This is a genomic window from Catellatospora coxensis, assembly GCF_016862635.1.
Taxonomy (GTDB): Bacteria; Actinomycetota; Actinomycetes; order Mycobacteriales; family Micromonosporaceae; genus Catellatospora; species Catellatospora coxensis.
In genome coordinates this window covers 156,923-181,381 of the sequence record NZ_BONI01000007.1, presented here as the reverse complement: position 1 = coordinate 181,381, position 24,459 = coordinate 156,923, and the positions used below count along the sequence as shown (strand labels likewise).

The following is a 24,459-nucleotide window of genomic DNA, read 5'->3' as shown; positions in this document are numbered from 1 at the left end:
CCAGCTGAGCTGGGCTGAGTTTCGGTGGTACCGGTCGTTCCGTTACTCTCCGTGGGCCTCGACCCTGGAGAAACGCCGTGACCTGCCCACATTGCTCCGCCGTCAATGCGGCGCCCGGGATCTACTGCCACGCCTGCGGACTGGACCGCACCGCGCCGCTGATCCACCCGCACGCGAAGGTGTACGCCGTGCACGGCATCGGCCTGGCCGCCGTCGCCGCGGTCGTGGTCTCGACCGTGCTGACCGTGCTGGGCGCGGTGCTGGCCCTGGTGCCCGGGGCCATGGCGGAGCAGGCGCAGGCCGACCGGGACACCGACCTGCTGCAGCGGGCCTACCTCGTCGAGCTGGCGATCACCGGGATGGACGTGCTCGGCATGCTCGTCGCGGGCGTGCTGGTGATCATCTGGCTGTACCGCGCGCGGGTGAACATCGACGCGTTCCCCGAGGTGCACCCGGGCCTGGCCGCGGGCTGGGCGATCGGCGGCTGGTTCATCCCGTTCGCCAACTTCGTCGTCCCGTGCCGGGTGATGCACCAGGTCGCCGCCGCCAGCCTCCCGCACCGGCGGGTCGGCGCGCTCACCGGCCTGTGGTGGGCCGGGTACGTGGTGAGCTTGGCCACCTCGCAGATCAGCGGCCGGATGGAACCGGACACGAACACCTTCTCGGCACACGTGGCCTACTTCGGGGACATGTTCACCTTCGGGCTGGTCGAGGCGGTCGGCACCGTGCTTGCCGGGTTCTTCCTGGTCACGCTGATCCTGTCGATCAGCCGGGCGCAGAGCGCGCGGATCGAGCGCGGCCGGGCCGCACACGTCCCCGTTGTGCCCGCGGCCGTGCCGAGTGGCACGATCAGCCTGTGACACCTGAGCTGGTCAGCCTGGCCGACATCGAGGCGGCGCGCGAGCGCCTGCGGTCCGTCGTACGCACCACCCCGATCGAGCCGTGCCGGCCGCTGTCGGCCAAACTCGGCGGCCCGGCCTGGCTCAAGTGCGAGAACCTGCAGCGCGCCGGCTCCTACAAGGTGCGCGGCGCGTACGTGCGCATCTCGCGGCTCAGCGAGCAGGAGCGGGCCCGCGGTGTGGTCGCGGCCAGCGCCGGCAACCACGCCCAGGGCGTCGCGCTCGCGGCGGGGCTGTGCAAGACCAAGGCCACCGTGTTCATGCCGGTGGGCGCGCCGCTGCCGAAGGTCGCGGCGACCAAGGGGTACGGCGCGCGCGTCGAGTTCGCCGGCAACACCGTGGACGAGGCGCTGGTCGCCGCGCAGGAGTTCGCCGAGCGCACCGGTGCGGTCTTCATCCACCCGTTCGACCACCCGGATGTGATCGCCGGGCAGGGCACGGTCGGCCTGGAGATCCTCGAACAGCGCCCCGACGTGCAGACCATCATCACCGGCATCGGCGGCGGCGGCCTGATCTCGGGCCTCGCCGTCGCCGCGAAGGCGCTGCGCCCCGACATCACCGTGATCGGCGTACAGGCCGCCGGCGCGGCCGCGGTGCCGCCCGCGCTCAAGGCCGGGCGGCCGGTGCGCCTGCCCAGCATCGCCACCATCGCCGACGGCATCGCGGTCGGCCGCTGCGGCGACCTGACCTTCGCCCACATCAGCAAGCTCGTCGACGAGGTCGTCACCGTCACCGACGAGGAGATCTCCCGAGCCCTGCTGATGCTCCTGGAACGCGGCAAGATGGTCGCCGAACCCGCCGGCTCCGTCGGCGTCGCCGCCCTGCTCGCCGGCCGCGTCCAGGTGAAGACCCCCGTCGTCGCCGTCGTCTCCGGCGGCAACATCGACCCCCTCCTGATGCTGCGGGTCATCGAACACGGCCTCAGCGCCGCCGGCCGCTACCTGCACGTCAACGTCCGCTGCGCGGACCGCCCCGGCCAGCTCGCCGCCCTGCTCGCCCTGATCGCCGATCAGCGCGCCAACATCCTCGACGTAGCCCACCAGCGCCACGACCCCCGCCTCCACCTCGGCGAGGTAGAGGTCGAACTCTCCGTCGAAACCCGCGGCGCCGAACACTCAGACCAGCTCGTCACCGCCCTCCGCACCGCCGGCTACCAGGTAGACGTCGACACCCCCTTCGCCTAACCCCCCACCCCACCCCACCCACCCCACCCCACCCCACCCCACCCACCGCCCAAGATCGCGACGATCTTGCGCGAGCTGTGGGAACGACACGCCTAAATCGGGCATATCTCCAACAGTTCACGCAAGATCGTCGCGATCTTGCCGGGCGGGCGGCGAGGGTGGGGTGGGGTGGGGTGGGGTGGGGTGGAAAAGCGTTAGGGCCGGGCCGCGGGGGCGGGCCGGCCCTGGGGCGGGGTGGCGGTGGGTCAGCCGCCGAAGGCTTCGAAGGAGACGACGGTGACCTTGATGTCGACGCCGCTGGGGGCGGTGTAGGTGACCGTCTGGCCCTTGCGGGCGCCGAGGATGGCCTGGCCGAGGGCCGACTCCGGGGAGTACACGGTGATGTCCGTGGTCGCCGCGATCTCGCGGGAGCCGAGCAGGAAGGTCTCGGTGTCCTCGGTGTCGTCGTCGAAGTAGATGACGACGACGTTGCCGATGGAGACGCTGTCGCCGCGGGGAGCCTCGCCGACGTGGGCGACCCGCAGCAGCTCCTGGAGCTGTCGGATGCGGCCCTCAGCCTTGCCCTGCTCCTCGCGGGCGGCGTGGTAACCGCCGTTCTCCTTGAGATCGCCCTCCTCGCGGCGGGCGTTGATCTCGGCGGCCATCGCGGGCCGGGCGGCGATGAGCTCGTTCAGCTCGCCCTGGAGCCGGTCGTACGCGTCCTGGGACAGCCAGGTGGCATCAGTCGTGGACACGGGCGTTCTCCTCAGGTCTTGCGGATTCTCGGAAGTGGTTGCTGATCGGCCATGCGCTGCAGTGGTAACCGCCCCCTTGAGCGCGATGGGCGAAGTTACCAACCTACCAGCGACTCACGCCGGGTGGCAGCCCTTAACCTCGCCGGTCACCGGACGGCCCGTCGTCGCCAGGCGGTGCGTCACCATCGTGCGCTCCGGATCCGGGCCCGGCCGCACCGTGACCTCCTCCAGCCCGACCTCGGTCCCGGTCTTGTCCCGGGCCCGCACGAGGCAGACCGCGGTGCCGTCGGCCGGCATCCGGATCAGGAACGTCACCGCGACCTGCGTGTCCGACACGTCGAACGCGGTCACCGACGCTGTGTAGTCTCCGTCACCGTACGCCCGGTAGAGGCGGGCGCCGATGAGCGTCATGGCCAGGACGGTCAGCACGCCCAGCACGGCGACCGTCGAGCGGGAGGCGCGGCGCTGCTCACGGCGGCGGCCGTAACGCCCGGCCGGCCACGGCGCGCGCTCGGCCACCTGGCCGGCGGCGGTGTCGGTGGAGGTCTCGGTCACCGGTGGGGGTCCTTCGTGTGATGCGTCAGACGCGTGAGGAACACTGTCAGGGTCGATTCTCGCACGTGGGGAGAGCACGGTGACGCAGCGGCTGCGACTGATGGCGGTGCACGCGCATCCGGACGACGAGTCGTCCAAGGGTGCCGCGACTATGGCGCGGTACGCCCGCGAGGGTGCGGAGGTGCTGGTCGTCACGTGTACCGGCGGCGAGCGGGGTGATGTGCTCAACCCGAAGCTGGACCGCCCGGACGTCTGGGAGAACATCGCCGAGATCCGCCGCGCGGAGATGGCCGCGGCCCGCGACATCCTCGGTGTCGAGCAGGCCTGGCTCGGGTTCGTCGACTCGGGCTGGGTCGAGGGCTACACCCACGACGACCCGTCCGGCCTGCCCGAGGGCTGCTTCGCCCGGGTGCCGGTCGAGGAGGCGGCGGCGCCGCTGGTCAAGCTGATCCGGGAGTTCCGGCCGCAGGTCGTGCTGACCTACGACGAGGAGGGCGGCTACCCGCACCCGGACCACATCCAGACCCACCTGGTCACCATGGCCGCGGTCGAGGCCGCCGCCGACCCGGCGCGCTACCCCGACTTCGGCCCGGCGTTCGAGGTGCCGAAGCTCTACTACCACATCAGCTTCACGAAGCTGAAGTTCACGGCGCTGCACGAGGCGATGCTGGCGGCCGGGCTGGAGTCGCCGTACGCGGAGCGGCTCAACGACGACTGGGTCGGCGACAAGTCGCCCCGGATCACCACCCGGGTGCCCTGCGGCGAGTACTTCGAGCTGCGCGACGACGCCCTGCGCGCGCACGCGACCCAGATCGACCCGGACGGGCCCTGGTTCCGCGCGCCGCTGACCGTGCAGCGCGCGGCCTGGCCGACCGAGGACTACCAGCTGGTCAGGTCGACCGTGGCGACCGCGATTCCCGAGGACGACCTGTTCGCCGGCGTACGCGCGCCGGCGGGAGCGGATAGGTGAGGCACATGCTGGAGATCCTGGCCGACAACAACTTCGGCGACACCCGGTCGGGCGACGGTCTCGCCGGTCCGATGGCGCTGCTGTTGATCCTGCTCCTGGCCGCTGCAACGGTTTTCCTGATTCGCAACATGAATCAGCGGCTCAGGCGGTTGCCCGAGACGTTCGATTCGGCGAGCATGAGTGACGGTGCGCGGACGGACTCGCCCGTCACGCCGGACCCTCGCTGAGGCGGACCGAGGGAATCGGACACGGCCTGTCGCGTCAGGCGGAGAGCGTGTCGTCTTCAGACGACGGGCCTCCGCCTCGGGTGCGCGCGGACAGGGGGCACGGATGGGCAGGTGGCTCACGCGGGCGGCGGACGGACTCTACCGCTGGTCCGGTGCAGCCTCGCTGACGTCGCGTGTCCGCATTGTCATAACCTGTCTCGTCGTCACCGCGGTGCTGGTCGCGGGCGTCGGCGCGATCATCGGCGTACACGAGGGTGATCTCGGCCAGTTCGGGCTGCTCATCGGGCTGATCACGCTGGCCCACCTGTTCGGCCTGCGGATGCGGGTCGGCTCCACCACCATCGACGTCGACTGGGGCGAGGCCGCCCTGATCGTCGGCTTCGTCCTGGTGCCGGTCACCTGGATCCCCGCCGCGGCGGGCATCGGCGTGCTGCTGGCCAAACCGGTGGTGTCGCTGGTCTCCGGCAACCGCACCAGCCCGGTCGAGACCGTCCGGGCCGCCGCCTCGCTCACCCTCGCCGCCGCCGTCGCGGCGCTGGTGGTGTGGGCCGGCGGTGTGCCGATCGCCCCGGGGCCCGGCGCGTCCGGCATGTCGGCGCAGGCCGCCGCGGTGGTCGTGCTGGCCGCCCTGGTCTACCTGCTCAGCAGCGCCGTGCTGCTCGCGGTGCACCTGGCCGTGCGCGACGGGCAGAACATGATCGGGGTGGTCTGGCAGGCGCTGCGCGGCACCCCCGTGATGATCGTCGGCAACGTCGCGCTCGGCCTGGTCGCGGTGCGGCTGTGGGACAGCAGCTGGCTCTGGGTGCTGCCGCCGCTGCTGTGGCTGCTGCACCAGCTCTACGTGCACCGGGTGCACGAGGACGAGGAGCGCCGCACCTGGCGGGCGTTCGCGCTGGCCAGCCGCTCGCTGCACCGGCTCGACGAGCTGGCCGTGGCGCAGGAGGGGCTGCAGGCGGCCCGCTCGCTGTTCCCGGTGCGCGCCGTGGAGCTCACCGTGCTCGGCTCGCAGACCCGATACCGCAGCAGCCTGCGCACCGGCGAGGAGATCCTGGTCGAGCCCGCCTCTGACACGCCACCGGCGGACGCGGGCCGCGCGCCCTCGGTGACCCGGGTGCTGGAGGTGGCCGGCGGCCGGGTCGGTGTGCTCACCCTGCGGCTGCTGCGCCAGCGCGCCTGGGGCCCCAACGACCAGCACCGGCTGGCCGTGTTCGGCGACGCCCTGGCCGCCGCGCTGCACGACGCCGCCACCCACAGCGCCCTGCGCGAGCTGCGCGAACGCACCATGTACGAGTCCCACCACGACCCGCTGACCCGGCTGCTCAACCGCGACGCGCTGATGGACCGCGGCGACGCCGTGCTGCGCGGGCTCGACGCCCGCGTGCCGGTCGCCCTGCTGCTGCTCGACATGGACCACTTCAAAGAGGTCAACGACACCCTCGGCCACCTCGCCGGCGACGAGCTGCTGCAGACCGCGGCGTCACGGCTGTCCGGCGACGTCGGGCACGGCGAGCTGCTGGCCCGCCTCGGCGGCGACGAGTTCGCGCTGCTGGTCACCGATCTGCCCGGGCTGTCGGCCGACCACGACGAGGTCGACCGGCTCAGCGCCGCGAACCTGGTCGCCCAGCGCCGGGCGCGCATGCTGACCGCGGCGCTGGCCAGCCCGACCGATGTCGCCGGGGTGACGCTGTCGGCCGAGGTCTCGGTCGGGGTGGCCGTGGCGACCGCGGGCGAGTTCGACCTCACCGAGCTGCTGCGCCGCGCGGACGTCGCGCTGTACCAGGCCAAGGAGTCGGGCTCGCGGGTCGCCGCGTACGACCCGCACCGCGACCGGACCAGCACCGACCGGCTGGCGCTGGTCGCCGAGCTGCGTGCCGCGCTGGCCGCCGACGACCAGCTGCACCTGGTCCTGCAGCCCGCGGTCGAGCTGGACACCGGCGCGCCGTCCGGGGTGGAGGCGCTCATCCGCTGGCACCACCCGCGCCGCGGCCTGCTGCTGCCCAAGCATTTCGTCCGCGCCGTCGAGGCCAGCGACCTGCTCGGCAGGTTCACCCGGCACGTGCTCGACCAGGCCCTCACGCTGGCGGCGGAGTGGACCCGGCAGGGGCTGGACGTGCCCGTCGCGGTGAACCTGTCCCCGCGCAGCCTGCTCGACCCGCAGCTGCCCGCGGACGTGGCCGAGCTGCTGCGCCGCCACAACATGCCGGCCTCCCGCCTGGTCCTGGAGATCACCGAGACGGTGGTGCTCAGCCCGCTGCCGGTCACCGACCAGGTGCTGCGGGAGCTGCGCGGGCTCGGGGTGCGGTTCGCCGTGGACGACTTCGGCACCGGCTTCTCGTCGCTGACCTTCCTCACCCGGATCGCGGTCGACGAGCTGAAGGTCGACCGCACCTTCGTCGGCCGGATGGCCGAGTCGCGGCAGGCCGCCGCCATCGTGCAGGCGGTCGTCGACCTGGGCCGCCAGCTCGGCCTGCGGGTCGTCGCCGAGGGCGTGGAGACCGCCGACCAGCGGATCGCGCTGCGCCGCCTCGGCTGCGACGCCGGCCAGGGCTTCTACTTCTCGCATCCGCTGCCCGCCGACGAGATCACCGAAGCCCTGCACACCCTCACCCGCGCCGCCCGCCCGATCCGCCCCCTCCGCACCCGCCCCCACACCGCCTGACCTCGCCCCCGCCCCCGTCCCCGCCCCCCGCCCCCCTTGCATCGCAACTCTTGAAGAGTTGCGGCATCAGGGCCCGCTATGGCCGCGTCTCTTTAAGAGTTGCGGCAGGTGGGGGGCGATTGAGGGCGGGCTATTCGTCGGGTTCGGGGGGATTGTGGGGGATATCGTGATCACGTGCCGGTGCAGACCACTGAGGTCGATCTCTTCTCGGTCCTGTGCTGCCTTGCGATCATCGTGCTGGGCGTGGTCCTGGCGCTGACGATGGCCAGGCGGCGCAAGGGACGCGGCCAGGGGGCGGCGCAGGCCGTTCCGGAGCAGGCCGGCCCGGCCGACCCGTTCGCCGCGTACAGCACCACGCAGCTGTCCACGTACGCCAATGGGCAGCTGGTGGCCGTGGACAACGCGGTGCGCACGAGCGAGCAGGAACTCGGCTTCGCCACCGCCGAGTACGGCGCCGAGGCCGTGACCACGTTCGCCGCCGCGGTCGCCGCCGCGAAGGACGAGCTGGGCGCGGCGTTCCGCATCCGCCACCAGCTCGACGACGAGATCCCGGAGGACGACGTCACCCGCCGCCGGCTGCTGCGCGAGATCGTCGACCGGTGCGCGGTGGTGGACCGGCGGCTCGACGCGGAGGCGGACGCCTTCGAGAAGCTGCGCGCGATGCAGGCCAACGCCGAGGAGCTGGCGCGGTCGCTGACGGCCCGCGCCGGGCAGCTGCGCGGCGCGCTGCCGGCGGCCGAGGCGACGCTGACCCGGCTCACCGACCGCTACACCGACGGCGCGCTGACCCCGGTGGCGGGCAACGTCACCGAGGCCGGCACCCGGCTCGACTTCGCCGACCAGCAGCTCGCCGCCGTGTCGACGGACCTGGCCGCGGGCGACCGCGGCAAGGCGGCGCTGTCCCTGCGCGGGGCCGAGCAGGCCCTCGGTCAGGCGGGTGCGCTGCTGGCGGCGCTGGACAAGGCGGCGACCGATCTGGACGCCGCCGGGCAGCACGTGACCGGGCTGCTCGACGAGGTGCAGGCCGAGGTCGCCGCCGGCAAGGCCGCGATGCAGGCTGCCGGGGACGCGGGCGGCGCGGACCGGATGAACCTCGCCGCCGCCGTGGCGCGGGCCGACCAGGTCGCCGGGGACGTGCGTACGCAGCTCGCAGGGGCCAAGACCGACCCGCTGGGCATGCTGCGCAGGCTGGAGACGGCGGCATCGGGCCTGGCCGAGGCCATGGGCGGGGTACGCGACGCCGCGAACCGCACCGAGCAGGCCCGCCGGCAACTGGCGCAGACCCTGCACGCGGCCCGAGCCGCGGTCGACTCGGCGACGGGCTACATCACCACCCGCCGCGGCGCGGTGGGCTCGACGGCCCGGGCCCGGCTGTCCGAAGCGCACACCCAGCTCGACCGCGCCGAGAGCGACCCCGACCCGGTCTCCGCGCTGGCCGCGGCGGAGCGCGCGCACGACCTCGCCGCGCAGGCCGTGGACTCGGCCCGCGACGACATCGAGCGCTGGTCCTTCCCGTCGGCGTACGGCGGCCAGCTCGGCGGCGGCAGCGTGATCATCGGCGGTCCCGGGGGCTTCGGCACGGCGGCCGCGGGCGGTATGGGCGGCGCGGTGCTCGGCGGCATCCTGCTGGAGAACATGCTCGGCGGGGGCGGCGGCTTCCGCATCGGCCTCACCGGCGAGGCGAACCAGCCCGGCGGCGCGACGGCGTCCGTGGCACCACCGGTACAGGGCCGTTTCGGCGGCCCCAGCACGTGGGCGAGACCGGAGAAGCAATGACAGGGGGAAATTGATCATGGCGGCACAGTCGATCCTCGGGCGGATCACCCAGATGGCTCGGGCCAACATCCACGCCATCCTCGACGACGTCGAGGACCCGCAGCAGATGCTCGACCAGATGGTGCGCGACTACACCGCGAACATCAGCGAGGCGGAGAACGCCGTCGCGCAGACCATCGGCAACCTGCGGCTGCTGGAAGCCGACTCGGCGGAGGCCGAGAAGAACGCCGCCGAATGGCAGACCAAGGCCAAGGCGGCCAGCGCCAAGGCCGACCAGGTGCGCTCGAGCAACGCCGCCGACGCCGACAAGTTCGACAACCTCGCCCGGATCGCGATCGGCAAGCAGATCGCGTACGAGAACGACGTGAAGAGCTTCGGCCCGATGATCGCCGAGCAGACGCAGGTGACCGAGCAGCTCAAGCAGGGTGTCACCCAGATGCGCGGCAAGCTCGACGAGCTGCGCCGCAAACGTGACGAGCTGGTCGGCCGAGCCAAGGTCACCGAGGCGCGCGGCCGGGTGCAGAGCTCGGCGCGCAGCATCGACGCGCTCGACCCGAGCAGCGAGATCAGCCGCTTCGAGGAGATGGTCCGCCGCGAGGAGGCCCGCCTCAAGGGCCACGACGAACTCCAGGCCGCCAGCGTCGACGCCCAGTTCGAGGAGCTGTCCGCGTCGGCCCGCGACCAGGAGATCGAGTCCCGCCTGGCCGCCATGAAATCCAGCCGCTGACACCGCTCCGCCGGGTCGTCGCCGGCCCTCCGTCCGGTAGCTGCAATTTCGGGGAGACCGCAGCTACCGGACGGCCGTTCGGTCAGCGGCGGCCCGTGAACGGGCGGCCGGTGTGGACGAGGGTGTGCCAGAGTTGTTTGACGTACTGGAGGAGGTCGTCGGGGGTGCCCCAGGGCGACCATGACGTCGGGTCTTGGAGCATGTCGGCGGCGGCCCGGCCGACGGTCTCGGCGTCGAAGGCGCCCTGCGCGCCGGCGTACCGCCGGCAGACCTCCGCGGCCAGCGGCGGGATCGCCGGGCCGCGGAAGTCCGGCCCGACCTCGGCGGCCGTCAGCTCGAAGCCCGCGTGCCACTCCAGGCCGAGGCCGAGCCGGGTGGCGAGCGCGGCGAGCAGGTCGCCGACCGGTGTGCCGCGGAAGCTCGGGTCGAGCACCAGGGCCTCGGCGTCCAGTGCCAGGTCGACCGGGCCGTGCACCTGCACTTCGAGGTAGTCGTCCAGGGCTCGACCGGGTTCGGCCGCCGGCGCCGAGCGGCCGAGTTCGCGCAGCACCGTGAGCGGATCGGCGCCGGGGCGGCCCAGCATGGTCCCGGTCGCGCGGACCTGCTCGACGAGCCCGGCCAGCACCGGTTCGAAGGCGGCGAGGGTGCCGACGTCGGCGGGGCCGAGATGGCTGTCGCCCAGGGTCACCGTGCAGCGGGCGTTCACCGACGGCCGCAGCCGCACGTGGCAGGAGCCGAACCGGGGGCACGCCCCGTCCGGGTGGCCGAGCAGGTTCAGCCCGCCGTACAGCGGGCGCTCGGCGGGCGACGTGCCCGGCATCAGATAGGCGTCGCCGAACAGCGCCTGCTCCCAGCGGTCGCGGTCACCGCCCAGGAACGCGGTGCGGCTGCCGTTGGTGACACCGGTCTCGAACTGGCTGCGGTATCGGCCGTCGGCGGCCATCGACTCGGCGACGGTGCGCCCGTCGGCGAGCAGCCGATCAGGATGGAAGTTCAGGGTGACCCGCCCGTGCCCGGCGGCCGCCGCGACCAGCGCACTCAGGTCGGGCAGGGCGCCGAGGCGTTCGAGCGCCCGCGGCCGCTGCCGGGTCGCCACGCCGGTCATGTGGTCGAGCGCCGCCCGCTGCGCGGTGGTCAGTTGCGTCTGTGCGTTCAGGAAAGCCGCCCCCGTCATGCCGCGACCCCATCACGCCGCGCGGGCCGGGGGCAACGCGGTTATGGGGAGGGCTGCCCATACTTGACCGGCGGGCGGTCGTCTCGCGGGGCCTGGGCGGAGGGTGACGGTGCCGAGGAGCGCACACGTGGTCGTCTGCGCCGCGCCTCCCGCCACGGCCGTCTCCGAACTGGTCGAGGCGCTGATGCGCGCCGGCTGGGCGGTGGACCTCCTGCCCACCGCGACCGCGGCGGACTGGCTGGACCTGCCGGCGCTCGAAGCGCTGACCGGTCAGCCGATCGCGGGTGGGACCCGCGGGCGTGCCGAGCGGCGGCGGGTGGGCCGTCCCGACGCGGTGATCGTGGCCCCGGCCAGCTTCAACACGATCAACAAGTGGGTGGCCGGGATCAACGACAACGCCGCGCTCGGGCTGCTGAACGAGGTGTTCGGGCTGCGGGTGCCGACGATCGTCAGCCCGTACGTCAAGGACACGCTCGCGGCGCATCCGGGCTTCCGGCGCAGCCTCGCCCTGCTGGCGGAGTGGGGTGCGACGGTGACCGAGCGGGACGCCCTGCGCCCGGAGCGGCCGGGACGCCCGTACCGCTGGAATGTGATCGTGGATCTGCTCCCCGCCGCCGGGTGACAAATGGGGCACCGGGGTAGGGGGCGGGGCGCTGTGAGAGGGTGGGACGTGTGAACCGACTCGGGGACGCGACCTCGCCCTACCTGCTGCAGCACGCTGACAACCCGGTGCACTGGTGGCCGTGGTGTGACGAGGCGTTCGAGGAGGCCAAACGGCGCGACGTGCCGGTGATGATCTCCGTCGGGTACGCGAGCTGCCACTGGTGCCATGTCATGGCTCACGAGAGTTTCGAGGACGTGGTCGTCGGCGACCTGGTCAACGAGCACTTCGTGGCGATCAAGGTGGACCGCGAGGAGCGGCCCGACGTGGACGCGGTCTACATGTCGGCGACGCAGGCGATGACCGGGCAGGGCGGCTGGCCGATGACGGTGTTCGCCGCACCCGACGGCAAGCCGTTCCTGTGCGGCACGTACTACCCGAAGGCGCAGTTCACCCGCCTGCTGGAAGCGGTCACCGAGGCCTGGCGCGACCAGCGCACGCAGGTGCTGGAGCAGGGTGACGCGGTGGTCGAGGCGATCGCGCGCAACCCGCTCGACGGCGGCGGCGAGATCACCAAGGAGCTGCTGGACCACGCGGTGGAGCGGCTGCGCGCCGACTACGACAGCGTGCGGGGCGGCTTCGGGGGCGCGCCGAAGTTCCCGCCGCACATGCTCATGCTGTTCCTGCTGCGCCACCACCAGCGGGCCAAGGACGCCGACGCGCTGGAGATGGTGCGGCACACCGGCGAGGCGATGGCCCGGGGCGGCATCTACGACCAGCTCGCGGGCGGGTTCCACCGGTACGCGGTGGACGCGACGTGGACGGTGCCGCACTTCGAGAAGATGCTGTACGACAACGCGCTGCTGCTGCGGGTGTACAACGAGATCTGGCGGCTGACCGCCGACCCGATGGCGCAGCGCGTCGCCACCGAGACGGCCATGTTCCTGGTGAACGACCTGCAGACGGCCGAGGGCGGCTTCGCGTCGGCGCTGGACGCCGACACCGAGGGCGTGGAGGGCACGACGTACTCGTGGACCCCGGCGCAGCTGGTCGAGGTGCTGGGCGAGGACGACGCGGCGTTCGCGGCGGACCTGTTCGGGGTGACCGGCGCGGGCACCTTCGAGCACGGCACGTCGGTGCTGGTGCTCAAGCGCGACATCGACGACGTCGCGCCGGAGGTGCAGCAGCGCTGGGAGCGGGTGCGCGGGCTGATGATGGCCGCGCGCCGGGAGCGGCCGCAGCCGATGCGCGACGACAAGGTGGTCGCGGCCTGGAACGGCCTGGCGATCACCGCACTGTGCGAGTTCTGGCGCAACTACACCGAGGTCGGCGACGTGGCCGACGTGGAGAACGTGGACTTCCGGTCGATCGCGGTGGAGGCGGGCGAGCTGCTGCTGACCCGGCATGTCGTCGACGGGCGGCTGCGCCGGGTGTCCCGGGACGGTGTCGTCGGGCAGCCGGCGGGGGTGCTGGAGGACTACGGCTGCGTGGCCGAGGCGTTCTGCGCCCTGCACCAGGTCACCGGGGACGGGCGCTGGCTGGAGGCGGCGGGGCGGCTGCTGGACACGGCGGGGGAGCGGTTCCGGGACGGGCAGGGCGGCTTCCACGACACCGCCGACGACGCGGAGCAGCTGGTGATCCGGCCCGCGGACCCGACCGACAACGCCACCCCGTCGGGGCTGTCATCGCTGGTCAACGCGCTGCTGAGCTATGCCGCGCTGAGCGGGGAGCCGCGCTGGCACGAGATGGCCGAGCGGGCGCTGTCCACGGTGGTGCCGCTGCTGGCCCGGCACCCGCGCTTCGCCGGGTACGCGGCCGCGGGGGCGGAGGCGCTGCTGTCGGGGCCGTACGAGATCGCGATCGCGACCACGGATCCGGACACCGACCCGCTGGTGCTGACCGCGATCGAACACGCGCCACCCGGAGCGGTGATCGTGGCGGGTCACCCGGACGCGCCGGGCGTGCCGCTGCTGGCCGGCCGCACGATGGTCGGTGACCAGCCCACGGCGTACGTCTGCCGGGGATTCGTCTGCGACCGTCCGGTGACGACGACTGTCGAACTGGCGACAATTCTCGCCCGATAGCACGATATGAACGGCCAAACGGACAATCCTGGCTAGGCTGAGGCTTCCCCCGCGTGGCGTGCCCCACGACGCCACTGTCGCCCAGCCTTCCCCGAGGAGATGGTCGCGTGGCCGGTCTGGCCGCCCTGCTGAGCTTCGGCTCCGATCGCAGCTCCACCGACACGCTCACCGCACTGTCCCGCGCGCTCGCCCCGCGCGGCTCCGAGGAGGCCCGCGGCGTCTGCGGCTCCGCGAAGCTCCTGATCCGGGCGGCGATGCCGATCGTGCACCGGCTGGACACCACCACGCTGATCGTCGACGGCATCGTCGAGCTGAGCACCCTGGCCAACCGGTACGCCGAGCGCGGGCCGCTGGGCCTGGTGGGCGGCCCCGACCCGTACACCCTGATCATGGCCGACCCGGAGGGCCTGGTGCTGGCCCGCAACGGCGACGGCCCGCCGCTGTACTACGCCCGCTGCCGCGGCGCGGTGCTGGTCGCCAGCGAGCCGTCCGCGCTGCTCGCCGCAGGTGTGCCCGCCCGGCCCGACCCGGAGACGGTCGCCCGCTTCCTCGCCGTGGGCAGCTGTGACGAGGGCGCGGCCACCTTCTTCGACGGCATCCGCCGGGTGCTGCCGCACCAGGTCGTCGAGATCTCCGCCGGGCACACCGAAGGCTGGGTGGTCCGCGCGCACCCGCCGGTCCGGCACCGGGGTCACCCGATCACCGGCCGGATGGCACTGCTCGGCGCGGTCGGCGAGGGACGCCTCGGGGTGCTGCTCGGCCCCGGCCTGCCCGGCGCGGCGGTGCTCGGCGCGGCCCTGTCCGAGCGGAGCGAGCACGGCGGACTGCCGGTGTACTCGGTCAACTTCCCGGGGCTGCCGGCGGACTCGTCCGCGTACGCGTCCGCGCTGCTCGGGCCGCTGCCCGACGGCCACGTGCGGCACCGGGCGCTGCCGTTCTTCGCCGACGAGATCGACGTCGACGGCTTCCTCGCCGACGTCGGCGAACCCATGCCCGACCTGTCCAGCTACCTGGCCTGGGCGGTGGCGCGGGCCACCGGCGGGGAGGTCGACGCGCTGCTCGGCGCGGGCGGCTGGAGCGGGCCGGTCGGGCACCTGCCGCGCCTGGCCGACCGGGTCGCCTCCCGGTACGGCGTCGCGCTGCGGTTCCCGTACCGGGACCTGGAGACCACCGACGAGGCGCTGCGCGCCGAGCTGCGCGGGTTCGCCGAGCGCACGCTGCCGCCGGTCTCGCTGCGCGCCGCCGCCGCGGCCCCGGCCGCCGCCACCCTGGAGCCGCCGCTGCGGGAGATCCTGCTGCGGCTGCGCGCGGAGACGATCAGCGCGCTGCTGTACCCGCGCCACGGCCACACCGACCACGACGCGCTCGCCGTCATGCAGCACCTGCCGACCGCGCCCGACGCCGACGTGGCCCGGCTGTGGCGACGCTACCTGCTGGAGCGCTGGCTGACCACGGTCCTCGCGCCGTACGAGCGCACCCCCGACGTGCCCGCGGCCCGCCCCGCGCCCGGCCCGCTGGTGATCACCGCGGCGGGGCAGGACTGGACCACCCACCCCGTGCTCACCGAGCCCATCGCGGCCGGTGACCGCTACACCGAGAAGTTCGCCTGGTACGTCGCCGAGTTCGCACACGGCGCGGACAAGAACTCGCGGCAGGCGCTGCGCCGCCCCTGGCACCTGCTCGTCGCGGCGAAACCCGTCGCCGTGGCCCAGGGCCTGTCCCGCGCCATCTGGGAGATCTCGCCCGGCTCGTACGCCCGCGCGCTGGTACGGCTCGCCGGGCCCGCCGTCGGGCTCGCCGACCCGTGGAGCATGCAGGTGGCGCTCGACCACGGCGGCCCGGTCCGGCTCGGGCTGGCGGTGCTGAGCGCCCGGCTCGGCCGCCGGGCCTGGGCCGAGCGCTTCGCCGGGCCGCTGGTGCGTTCCGTCTGCCCGCCCCGCGAGCAGGCCTGCCCGCCCGCACACCTGGCCGTCGTGCCGCCGCCGCGCGACGCCGACCAGGTCGCCGAGCAGATCGTCGCGGCGCTGCGCAAGACCCTGCCCGAGGAGGTGTACGCCATGCTCGCCGGCTGCGCCGTCGTCGGCGCCGGCGACGGCGGCATGCGGCTGCTGGGCTGGTCGCAGCCCGGTGAGCCGCCCGCCGGGCTGCTGGAGCGGCTGTGCGAGCGCAACCCCTTCGGCCAGGGCGACGAGCGCACCCCGCTGGTGCTGGCGCTGTCCGCGCCCCGCCGCGTGGCGCAGCCCACCGGTCGCAAGGGCGCGAAGGCTTCGGCACGTCGGCGCTGATTAGACTCCTTGCCGATGGACACTCGCACCGGCCTTCCCGTCGTCGGCATGATCGGCGGCGGCCAGCTCGCCCGTATGACCCACCAGGCGGCGATCGCCCTCGGCCAGTCCCTGCGGGTGCTGGCCAACGACGTCGACGAGTCCGCGGCCCTGGTCGCGGCCGACGTCCAGCTGGGCAGCCACACCGACCTGGACGCCCTGCGCACCTTCGCCAAGTCGTGCGACGTGGTCACCTTCGACCACGAGCACGTGCCCGGCGAGCACATCCGCGCCCTCGTCGCGGCGGGCCACAAGGTCTTCCCGGGGGCCGACGCGCTGCAGTACGCCCAGGACAAGCACCTGATGCGCCGCAAGCTGTCCGAGCTGGGCGCGCCCGTGCCGCGCTGGGCACCGATCGCGTCGGCGGAGGAGCTGGTCGCGTTCGGGCTGCCCGCGGTCGTGAAGACGGCCCGCGGCGGGTACGACGGCCGCGGGGTGTTCGTCGTCAACGACGTCGAGGAGATCATCGACCTGCTGGCCAGCGGGGCCGAGCTGATCGTCGAGGAGAAGGTGGAGCTGCGCCGCGAACTCGCCGTGCAGGTCGCCCGCTCGCCGTACGGGCAGGTCGCGGTGTACCCGGTCGTCGAGACCGTGCAGCGCGACGGCATCTGCGTCGAGGTGCTCGCCCCCGCCCCGGACCTGCCCGAGGACGTGGCGGTCGGGGCGCAGGAGCTGGCCATCCGGCTCGCCAACGAGCTGGGCGTGGTCGGGCTGCTGGCGGTGGAGCTGTTCGAGACGCCGTCCGGCCTCGTGGTGAACGAGCTGGCCATGCGGCCGCACAACTCCGGGCACTGGACCATCGAGGGTGCGCGGACCTCCCAGTTCGAGCAGCACCTGCGGGCGGTCCTGGACTACCCGATGGGCGACACCTCGCTCGCCGCGCCGGTCGTCGTCATGGCCAACGTGCTGGGCGGACCCGACGGCGGACTGTCGATCGACGAGCGGCTGCACCACCTGATGGCCGCCGAGCCGGGCGTGAAGGTCCACCTGTACGGCAAGCAGACCCGCCCCGGCCGCAAGATCGGACATGTCACCGCCCTGGGCGACGACCTCGCCGACTGCCGCGCCCGCGCGGCCCGCGCCGGCCACTGGCTCACCTACGGAAAAGCACCCGAGGCGTGAGCGAGCGGAGCAGACCGCTCTGTTCGCCCGCCGGAACGCATCGAAGGGAACTTTCGGCATGAGCGAGCAGACCCCCGCGCCGCAGGTCGGGATCATCATGGGCTCCGACTCGGACTGGCCCGTGATGAAGCCGGCGGCCGAGGCGCTGGCCGAGTTCGGTGTCAGCTACGAGGTCCGGGTGGTGTCGGCGCACCGCACGCCGCAACTCATGATCGATTACGGGCAGACGGCCGCGGACCGGGGCATCAAGGTCATCATCGCTGGCGCGGGCGGCGCGGCCCACCTGCCCGGCATGGTCGCCAGTGTCACGCCGCTGCCGGTGGTCGGGGTGCCGGTGCCGCTGAAGTACCTCGACGGCATGGACTCGCTGATGTCCATCGTGCAGATGCCGGCGGGCATCCCGGTCGCGACGGTCTCGATCGCGGGTGGCCGCAACGCGGGCCTGCTCGCCGCCCGCATCCTCGGCGCCCACGACGCCACGCTGCGCGCCAAGCTCACCGACTACGCCCACAGCCTCACCGAACTCGTGGCCCAGAAGGACGCCGCCCTCCAGGCGACCCTCTGACCCTGCCGGGTCCTTCACGCCGCAGCCCTGAACGCGGTCCCGCGCCGCACCAAGGTCGCTCGACTTGCCTGGCACCTGTGCGTATCAACGGTCAAGATACGCACAGGTGCCAGGCAAGTCCGATGATCAAGGCCGTCGGGGGCCCACGGTCAGCGGAGTTGTTTGTAGCGGTCGGTGGCGCGGCGGCGGCGTTCGGAGTTGGCACCGAGGACGATGAGGACGATGCCGCCGACCAGGACGCCGAGCCAGGTGGTGCCGACCAGGGTCAGGGCGTGCAAGGCGGCGATGACGGTGACCGCCGCGCCGATCGCCACCGGGGCCTGCTGGCCGTAGCGGGAGCCGATCACCAGGGTCAGGATCGCCGCGACGAGCAGCCCGACCTCGCGGATCGGGTTGGTGTCGGTGACCAGCACGACCACCACGGTCGGGCCGAAGCCCGCGATCAGCGCCGGCCCGTACGCCGCCCAGCTGCCGAGCTGCGGGCGCTGCCGCAGTTCCAGCAGGCCGACCGCGAGCGCGAGCAGCGCGAACGGCATGGTGTACGCCTCCGGCAGCGCGATATCGGCGCTGCGCATGATGAGCCACCACGCGGCGATCTCGCTCGCCGCGGCGGCCCACCACAGGATCCGGCGCTGGGTCGGCGGCCGGCCCGCCCGGGTCGCCGCGATGCCGAGCACCGCCCCCCAGCCGACGAGCAGCGCCGCGACCTGCGACGGCGCACGTACGGCCAGGGCCAGGGCGATCACCCCGGCGGTGTAGCCGGCCCACTCGACCGCGCTGGCCTCGCGCAGCGCCTCGGGGCGGGTGAACCGCGGGTGCAGCGCCGCGCCGACGATGAGGATCGCGCCGACACCCAGCACGCCGAATGCCGCCCACTCCGGCTTCGCGCCGACGCGCAGGCTGACGGTCAGCACGAACAGCTGCGCGGCCAGCGCCGCGCCGAGCCAGCCCAGGATGCGGGCGCGCTGGCTCTTGCCGCCCAGCGCCGCGACGGCTCCGACGGCGACCGCGCCGCCGAAGGTGAAGATGGTCAGCCCCGGGGTGGCCAGCGCACCGGCCAGCCCCGCACCGCCCGCGATGAGGCCCAGCAGTAGTACCGCGACCCGCGCCGCCCGGACGGGCCGGTCGGCGTCCTCACCGGACGGCGGTTCGGTGAGCGCGACGCTGAGCATGCAGACCGTGAACACGCCCAGCCCGGCCAGCACGCTCGCCGGCCAGGCCAGGCCGAGGCCGGTGGGGGCGATCAGCAGCGTCACCGCCGCGCCGGGGACCACCACGGACACGGCCCGGGTGGGCCCGCCGCCGAAGCCGACGGCGGCGATGCCCGCGGCGACGGTGAGCAGCACCGCGGTCAGCACCGCGGCGACGTCCGTGGTGACCGTGGCGGCCGCGGGCGGCCCCTGCCAGATCGCGTTCAGGCTGTCGTACGGGCGGACCAGCGCGGCGTGCAGCGCGGGCGCGAGCGAGGTGAGGGCGATGAAGGCCGGTGCGGCGGCAGCGGCGGCGGCCATCGCGCCCGGGTACGACGGGAGGCGCCGGCTGCGCTCGATCAGCTCCTGGCGGGTGTCGAACCCGACACGCCAGCGCTGCGGCCCCTCCCTCGGGATCCGGCGCGGCAGCGGCACGGCCACCCGCTCGGGGGTGAGGCCGAGCTGGTCGCGGGTGGTGGTGCGGAGCAGTTCGGCGAGCACCACGAGCAGGGCCGCCGCGGCGGCGTACACCCCGGCGGGGTGCCCGTTGGCGAGCGCGAGCAGGGCGATCAGCGTGCCGGAGATCGCCACGCCGACGGTGCCCCAGCCGAGGTACGGCGCGGCGGGCCGGCGGGCCGCGGCCAGCGCCGCGAGCCCGATGCTGACCCCGCCCAGCGCGGCGGTGAGCAGCACCTCGGGTTCCTTGCCGGCGCTCGCGGCGAACGCGGCCAGCGCCGCCGGACCGGCCAGCAGCACGGCGAGCACGCCCGCGCCGCCGAGCACGTCCAGGTGTCCGGGCGGCTGCGCGTCGGCCTGCCGGGCCTGGTCGGTCATCAGCGCGGCCATCAGCACGAGCGCCGCCCCGACGAGGGCGATCATGCCGAGCGCCGCGGCGGTGGTCCACGGGCGCACCAGGCTGGCGCCGAGCGCGTGCAGCGCCACCGCGGTGGCCACGGCCAGGCGGGTGTATCCGGCGCGCGAGTCCTGCGCCACGGCCGCCGCCAGGGCGTACCCGGTGGCGATGGTCAGGCCCAGCACGATCGGGGACCACCAGGGCCAGCCCAGCGCGGCGGGGGTGCCGACGGTGGCCAGGATCGCGGCGATCGCGGCGGCCTGGTGGCTGCGCGGCGGCGGCAGCACCACAGCCGCGGCGATCGCGAGCACCACCAGCGCGGCGGGGGCCTGCCAGCCGAACTCCACCCCGCCGCCGACCGGGGCCAGGTTGGCCGCCCACAGGTCGCCGGGCCGGGCGAGTGCCTTGATCCCGCCGGCCAGCGCCGGGTAGCCCGCGATGAGCACGAGGACTCCGCCGGCCATGGCACTGCCGGCGACGGGGCCGCGGCGCAGCTCCTCCGGGAGCAGGCGGACGGCGACCCCGACCGCGAACACCAGCAGCGCCGACAGCACCAGCCAGTACGCCGGGGCGATCAGGTGCGCCACCCGGGCCAGGGCGGCGATCAGCGCGGTGGTGACCGCCGCGGCGGCGAAGTCCGCGCCGTCCAGGGCTCGGTCGGCCCGCCGGCCGGAGTCGATGTACGGGGCCAGCGCCAGCAGGATCGCCGCGACCAGCAGCAGCGCGCCCAACCCGGCGTCGAGCACGCCCGCGCCAGCGGTGCCGAACGCCGCCCCGGCCACGACCAGCGCGCCCAGCCCGGCGCCGAGCGCGAGCGGGGTGCCCAGGCGGCGGTGCGCGACCAGGCGCGCCGCGACGACGCCCAGGGTCGCCGCACAGGCGAGGAACGCGGCGGCGAGCGCGACCTGCTCCCCGGCCGCGGGGAACACGGTGAGCACACCGGTGCCGACCGCGAGCGGCGCGGCGAACGCCGCCGCACCGGCCGCCGCGTCGCCGAGCAGCCCGGTGGCGGCGGGGGCGGGCAGTGCCCGCTGCGCCGCCGCGAGCAGCACGCCCGCCAGGGTGAACGCGACCATCAGCCCCGCGGTCGACCAGGTGTGCGCCAGCGCGACCCCGACCGCGGTCGCGCCGACCAGGAACGAGGCGATCAGGTGGGCGCGGGCCGCGCGCGGGGTGGCCGCGGCCCAGGGCCCGCCCTCGGCCGAGCCGATGCCCGCGACGCCGATCCCGGCGGCCAGCAGCGCGATCGCCGCGGCGGCCAGCAGCCACTGGGTGGCGACCCAGTCCAGCCGCAGCGAGGCGGGTGCGGCCAGCGCGGTGAGCGCCGCGCCCGCGACGACGGTCTCGTGCCGCCAGGCGGCCGGCAGCGCCAGCGCCGCCGCGATCGTCAGCAGTGCGATCGTGGCGACCAGCGGCCAGCCGGGATGCCCGGCCCGCTGCGCGATCTCGGCGGCGAACCCGGTCACGTCGGCGCTGCCGAACGGCCACGCCGCGGTGACCGGAGCGAACGCGGCGCGCAGCGCGCTGCCCGCGGTGAACAGGCCGATCACGATCAGGGCGACGGTGGAGGCGAGCTGCGGGCCGCGCCGGGTCGGCTCCGGGATGGCTCGCACGCCCAGGCCGGTGATCGCGACGGCGGCGGCGATGACCAGCAGTGCCCGGTCGGGCAGGGCGACCACGGCGACCCGCGCCGCCGAGCCGATGACGGCCAGCACCATGGCCCCGGCGGCGAGCTCGTTCAGCGGCGCCCGGCGCAGCATCAGCGCGCCGACCAGCGCCACACCGACCGCCAGCAGCAGCGTGCCGGAGGCGCGCAGCACCGACGGCACCGTGTCGGCGGTGAGCAGGGCGGCCACGGCGTACACGGTGGCGGCGGCGATGGCCAGGCCGTGCAGCACCCAGGCCAGTTCACGCAGCCAGAACGCGGAGCGCCGGGTCGCCGTGGCGGCCGTCTCGGGCCGCCGCATGAACGTCGCGACGCTCTCGGGAAGTCCGGCGGTCTTCGCCGACGCGGGCCGGGCGGGGGCGTTGGCCAGCTCGACGGCGCGGGCGATCACGGCGTTCTGCGCGGCGACCACGGTGAGCACCACGGCCCAGCCGGCCGGCCCGTGGATCAGGTCGTACACCAGCAGCGGCAGCACCGGCTGGATGGCGATCACCACGGCGTACCGCGGGATGGTCAGCCCGGTGGCCCGGTGGTAGAAGTACGAGATCCCGGCGGTGACGGCGAAGACCAGCCCGGCCACGACGGCCAGCGACGTGTCGATCAGGCTCAGCTGCGCCAGCAGGTAGCCGTCGACGGGCAGCAGCGCCAGGCCGACCGCGGCCAGCGCCTCCGCGGTCGAGGACAGGCCGCCCCGGACCAGGCTCGGCGCGATGCCGAGCAGCGCGACCGTGGCCACCGCCAGCACGGTGAGCCGGATGCCGGGCGCGACGTTGCTGAGCGCGACGGCGCCGAACACCACCGCGGCGATGCCGAGCAGCAGCGAGCCCAGCGCGAGCATGATGTTCTGCACCGAGCGCGCGGACGCCTCCGGCGGCGGCTCGGACGGCGATTCGGGCAGCGGCGCGACCCGGGACCCGCCGTCGCGGCGCGCCTGGTCGGCAGGCCGACCCGTGCCGCCGCCACGGGGGACAGCAGGGGCCTGGCGGGGCACTGTGGCGTCGTCCCCGGCCGTGGGGCCGGACGCGGACGGGTCCGGTGAGTCCGGGGGCGGCACGGCGGGGTCCTTCGCACCGGGTGGGCGGGGGATCCAGCGGCGCTGCTTGGGGGCGGCCTTCTTCTGCCGCTGCGCTTCGGCGTGGGCGAGGATGTCGCGCTGGTACAGCGCCGCCTGCAGCTTGCCGCTCAGCTTCTTGCGCTCGCCGGACAGGCGCAGGTCCTCGGCGTTCATGTCGGCGATGGCCTTGTTGAGCCGGGCCACCTCGGCAGCGAGCTGCTCCGGGGTGTTGCCGCAGTGCGGGCAGCGCACCGACGGATCCCGTTCCCGGCCACACATCGAGCACGTGCTGGTGGCCGCAGCCATGGCTACCTCCGACTCCCGGCACATCACCGGCCGCTGGTGGGGAGTCCTCGGCGGTCCGCCGTCCAGGCGGGCCGCCGGGACGAGCCACTAGCGGAGACGACGCGGCGTATGGATCCACTCAGCAGCAGCATGCCTAATAGGAGTGACCTTTGAAAAGCCCCATTTCAGTCAGCAAGTGGATCGCGGGGACACGCCGCACCCCGCGCAAGCGAAAGGGCCCGTCCGCGCAGTGCGGACGGGCCCTTCTCAGCAGTGCGTCAGACCGTCGGGCGGCCCAGGGCGCGCAGCGTCCAGCCCGCGGACTTCCAGGCGGTCGCGTCGAGGCAGTTGCGGCCGTCGACGATCAGCTTGTTCGCGGCGACCTCGCCCAGCGCCACCGGGTCGGCGTTGCGGAACTCGGCCCACTCGGTGAGCACGCAGACCAGGTCGGCGTCGGTGACGGCGTCCACCATCGACTTGGCGTACTCGACCTCGGGCAGCGCCCGCTTCGCGTTCTCCATGCCCTGCGGGTCGTACACGTGCACCGATGCCCCGGCGCGCGACAGCATGCCCGCCACGGCGAGCGCCGGCGCGTCGCGTACGTCGTCGGAGTTGGGCTTGAACGTCGCACCGAGCACGGCGATGCGCGCGCCGGACAGGTCCGGGCCGGCCGGGCCGAACTTGCGGCCGAGCAGGCCGGCGGCCAGGTTCAGCACCCGCTGGCGGCGGCGCAGGTTGATCAGGTCGACCTCGTGCAGGAAGCGCAGCGCCTCACCGGCGCCCAGCTCCTGGGCGCGGGCCTGGAACGCGCGGATGTCCTTGGGCAGGCAGCCGCCGCCGAAGCCGACACCCGACTGCAGGAAGCGGTTGCCGATGCGCGGGTCGTAGCCGAGCGCGCGGGCCAGCTGGGTGATGTCGCCACCGGCGACCTCGCACACCTCGGCCATCGCGTTGATGAAGGAGATCTTGGTGGCCAGGAACGAGTTCGCGGCGACCTTGACCAGCTCGGCGGTGGCGAAGTCGGTGGAGACCACCGGCACCTCGCGGTCCTCGGTGGCGGCCAGGTCGAAGACGCCCTTGTGGGCGGCGTGCAGCAGTGAGTTCGACCACTCGGTCTTCGTCGCCACCACGATGCGGTTGGGCCGCATGACGTCGTCGACGGCGAAGCCCTCCTGCAGGAACTCGGGGCTCCAGGCGACCTCGACAGCCAGCTCCGGGCGGGCGTGCTTGGCGACCAGCTGCTCGACCCACTCGGCGGTGCCCACCGGCACGGTGGACTTGCCGACGATCAGGGCCTTGCGGCTCAGGTGCTGGGCCAGGTTGCTGACCGACGCCTCGACGTAGGTCAGGTCGGCGCCCAGGCCGCTGGCCCGCTGCGGCGTGCCGACGCAGATGAAGTGCACGTCACCGAAGTCGGCGGTCTCCTGGTACGACGTGGTGAAGCGCAGCCGGCCCGCGGCCAGGTTGCGGCGCAGCATCTCGTCGAGCCCGGGCTCGTGGAAGGGCACCTCGCCCTTGCCCAGCTTCTCGATCTTGTCGACGTCCACGTCGAAGCCGATGACCTCGTAACCGAGTTCGGCGTAGCAGATGGCGTAGGTGGCTCCCAGGTAACCGGTGCCGATGAAGGTCAGTCGGGGCCGGGCGGCGCCTGACGGCGGGGTCACCGGGGCAGGCTGGCTCGCGTACGGGAGCGTCACGCTTCGTCTCCTTGATCCGCAAGGGGGGTCGGGGTATCAGGTTTGAGCAGTTGAAGAGCCTACGCCCTCGACCACCCCAAAGAAAGTTTACCGGCAGCCACTGGACGACCTTG

General features: G+C 73.9%; 17 protein-coding genes. 12 read left to right on the top strand and 5 right to left on the bottom strand.

Features of this window, described 5'->3' with window-relative positions:
- Window positions 1–77: 77 nt before the first annotated feature.
- Together Cco03nite_RS06360 and ilvA are read left to right on the top strand one after the other, a co-directional pair.
- Window positions 78–860 carry a DUF4328 domain-containing protein gene (locus Cco03nite_RS06360; RefSeq protein ID WP_203689558.1) on the top strand — a complete coding sequence of 261 codons (783 nt, stop codon included), beginning with the start codon at window positions 78–80 and terminating at the stop codon, window positions 858–860.
- On the top strand, window positions 857–2,083 hold the full coding sequence (gene ilvA / locus Cco03nite_RS06355; RefSeq protein ID WP_203689556.1) for a threonine ammonia-lyase: 1,227 nt from the start codon (window positions 857–859) through the stop codon (window positions 2,081–2,083). Before Cco03nite_RS06360 ends, ilvA begins: the two co-directional genes overlap by 4 nt.
- 245 nt (window positions 2,084–2,328) lie before the next feature.
- Here the strand turns inward: ilvA and greA are convergent, their stop codons facing one another.
- Window positions 2,329–2,817, bottom strand: a complete 489-nt coding sequence (gene greA, locus Cco03nite_RS06350) for a transcription elongation factor GreA (protein WP_203689554.1) — start codon at window positions 2,815–2,817, stop codon at window positions 2,329–2,331.
- Between the two features lie 114 nt (window positions 2,818–2,931).
- A complete protein-coding gene (locus Cco03nite_RS06345) occupies window positions 2,932–3,372 on the bottom strand; it encodes a DUF4307 domain-containing protein (RefSeq protein ID WP_203689552.1) in 441 nt (146 codons plus the stop codon).
- A 100-nt stretch (window positions 3,373–3,472) separates the two neighbouring features.
- Between Cco03nite_RS06345 and mca the strand changes: the two genes are divergently transcribed.
- The 5 genes from mca (at window position 3,473) to Cco03nite_RS06320 (ending at window position 9,731) form a co-directional block, all read left to right on the top strand.
- A complete protein-coding gene (mca, locus tag Cco03nite_RS06340) occupies window positions 3,473–4,342 on the top strand; it encodes a mycothiol conjugate amidase Mca (protein WP_203689667.1) in 870 nt (289 codons plus the stop codon).
- A 5-nt stretch (window positions 4,343–4,347) separates the two neighbouring features.
- A complete protein-coding gene (locus tag Cco03nite_RS06335) occupies window positions 4,348–4,569 on the top strand; it encodes a hypothetical protein (RefSeq protein WP_155374249.1) in 222 nt (73 codons plus the stop codon).
- 103 nt (window positions 4,570–4,672) lie between these two features.
- Window positions 4,673–7,228 carry a putative bifunctional diguanylate cyclase/phosphodiesterase gene (locus Cco03nite_RS06330; protein WP_239167161.1) on the top strand — a complete coding sequence of 852 codons (2,556 nt, stop codon included), beginning with the start codon at window positions 4,673–4,675 and terminating at the stop codon, window positions 7,226–7,228.
- 174 nt (window positions 7,229–7,402) lie between these two features.
- Window positions 7,403–9,004, top strand: coding sequence for a hypothetical protein (locus Cco03nite_RS06325; protein WP_203689550.1), 1,602 nt, complete (start codon window positions 7,403–7,405; stop codon window positions 9,002–9,004).
- A 16-nt stretch (window positions 9,005–9,020) separates the two neighbouring features.
- Window positions 9,021–9,731 carry a PspA/IM30 family protein gene (locus tag Cco03nite_RS06320; RefSeq protein WP_203689548.1) on the top strand — a complete coding sequence of 237 codons (711 nt, stop codon included), beginning with the start codon at window positions 9,021–9,023 and terminating at the stop codon, window positions 9,729–9,731.
- 82 nt (window positions 9,732–9,813) lie between these two features.
- Here the strand turns inward: Cco03nite_RS06320 and Cco03nite_RS06315 are convergent, their stop codons facing one another.
- A complete protein-coding gene (locus Cco03nite_RS06315) occupies window positions 9,814–10,905 on the bottom strand; it encodes a DUF3626 domain-containing protein (RefSeq protein ID WP_203689546.1) in 1,092 nt (363 codons plus the stop codon).
- Window positions 10,906–11,014: 109 nt separating this feature from the next.
- Here Cco03nite_RS06315 and Cco03nite_RS06310 point away from each other — a divergent pair, with 109 nt between their 5' ends.
- From Cco03nite_RS06310 to purE, 5 genes are all read left to right on the top strand, one after another.
- Window positions 11,015–11,527, top strand: a complete 513-nt coding sequence (locus Cco03nite_RS06310; RefSeq protein WP_203689544.1) for a flavoprotein — start codon at window positions 11,015–11,017, stop codon at window positions 11,525–11,527.
- 50 nt (window positions 11,528–11,577) lie between these two features.
- Window positions 11,578–13,590 (top strand): thioredoxin domain-containing protein, encoded by a 2,013-nt coding sequence (locus Cco03nite_RS06305; protein ID WP_203689526.1) that lies wholly within the window; start codon window positions 11,578–11,580, stop codon window positions 13,588–13,590.
- Window positions 13,591–13,697: 107 nt separating this feature from the next.
- A complete protein-coding gene (locus Cco03nite_RS06300) occupies window positions 13,698–15,875 on the top strand; it encodes an asparagine synthase-related protein (protein WP_203689524.1) in 2,178 nt (725 codons plus the stop codon).
- A gap of 15 nt (window positions 15,876–15,890) precedes the next feature.
- Window positions 15,891–17,036, top strand: coding sequence for a 5-(carboxyamino)imidazole ribonucleotide synthase (locus tag Cco03nite_RS06295; protein ID WP_203689522.1), 1,146 nt, complete (start codon window positions 15,891–15,893; stop codon window positions 17,034–17,036).
- Window positions 17,037–17,094: 58 nt separating this feature from the next.
- A complete protein-coding gene (gene purE, locus Cco03nite_RS06290; protein WP_203689520.1) occupies window positions 17,095–17,601 on the top strand; it encodes a 5-(carboxyamino)imidazole ribonucleotide mutase in 507 nt (168 codons plus the stop codon).
- Window positions 17,602–17,750: 149 nt separating this feature from the next.
- Here purE and Cco03nite_RS06285 read toward each other — a convergent pair whose 3' ends face one another.
- Both Cco03nite_RS06285 and Cco03nite_RS06280 read right to left on the bottom strand, forming a co-directional pair.
- Window positions 17,751–22,670 carry an SCO7613 C-terminal domain-containing membrane protein gene (locus tag Cco03nite_RS06285; RefSeq protein ID WP_203689518.1) on the bottom strand — a complete coding sequence of 1,640 codons (4,920 nt, stop codon included), beginning with the start codon at window positions 22,668–22,670 and terminating at the stop codon, window positions 17,751–17,753.
- A gap of 257 nt (window positions 22,671–22,927) precedes the next feature.
- A complete protein-coding gene (locus tag Cco03nite_RS06280) occupies window positions 22,928–24,280 on the bottom strand; it encodes a UDP-glucose dehydrogenase family protein (RefSeq protein ID WP_373314216.1) in 1,353 nt (450 codons plus the stop codon).
- Window positions 24,281–24,459 lie beyond the last annotated feature (179 nt).

What these genes read in the sequence shown, in the direction of transcription:
- mca (WP_203689667.1), top strand. Translation starts at nt 3,473, where the DNA reads ATGGCGGTGCACGCGCATCCGGACGACGAGTCGTCCAAGGGTGCCGCG.
- Cco03nite_RS06335 (WP_155374249.1), top strand. Translation starts at nt 4,348, where the DNA reads ATGCTGGAGATCCTGGCCGACAACAACTTCGGCGACACCCGGTCGGGC.
- Cco03nite_RS06330 (WP_239167161.1), top strand. Translation starts at nt 4,673, where the DNA reads ATGGGCAGGTGGCTCACGCGGGCGGCGGACGGACTCTACCGCTGGTCC.
- Cco03nite_RS06320 (WP_203689548.1), top strand. Translation starts at nt 9,021, where the DNA reads ATGGCGGCACAGTCGATCCTCGGGCGGATCACCCAGATGGCTCGGGCC.
- Cco03nite_RS06315 (WP_203689546.1), bottom strand. Translation starts at nt 10,905, where the DNA reads ATGACGGGGGCGGCTTTCCTGAACGCACAGACGCAACTGACCACCGCG.
- Cco03nite_RS06295 (WP_203689522.1), top strand. Translation starts at nt 15,891, where the DNA reads ATGGACACTCGCACCGGCCTTCCCGTCGTCGGCATGATCGGCGGCGGC.
- purE (WP_203689520.1), top strand. Translation starts at nt 17,095, where the DNA reads ATGAGCGAGCAGACCCCCGCGCCGCAGGTCGGGATCATCATGGGCTCC.
- Cco03nite_RS06285 (WP_203689518.1), bottom strand. Translation starts at nt 22,670, where the DNA reads ATGGCTGCGGCCACCAGCACGTGCTCGATGTGTGGCCGGGAACGGGAT.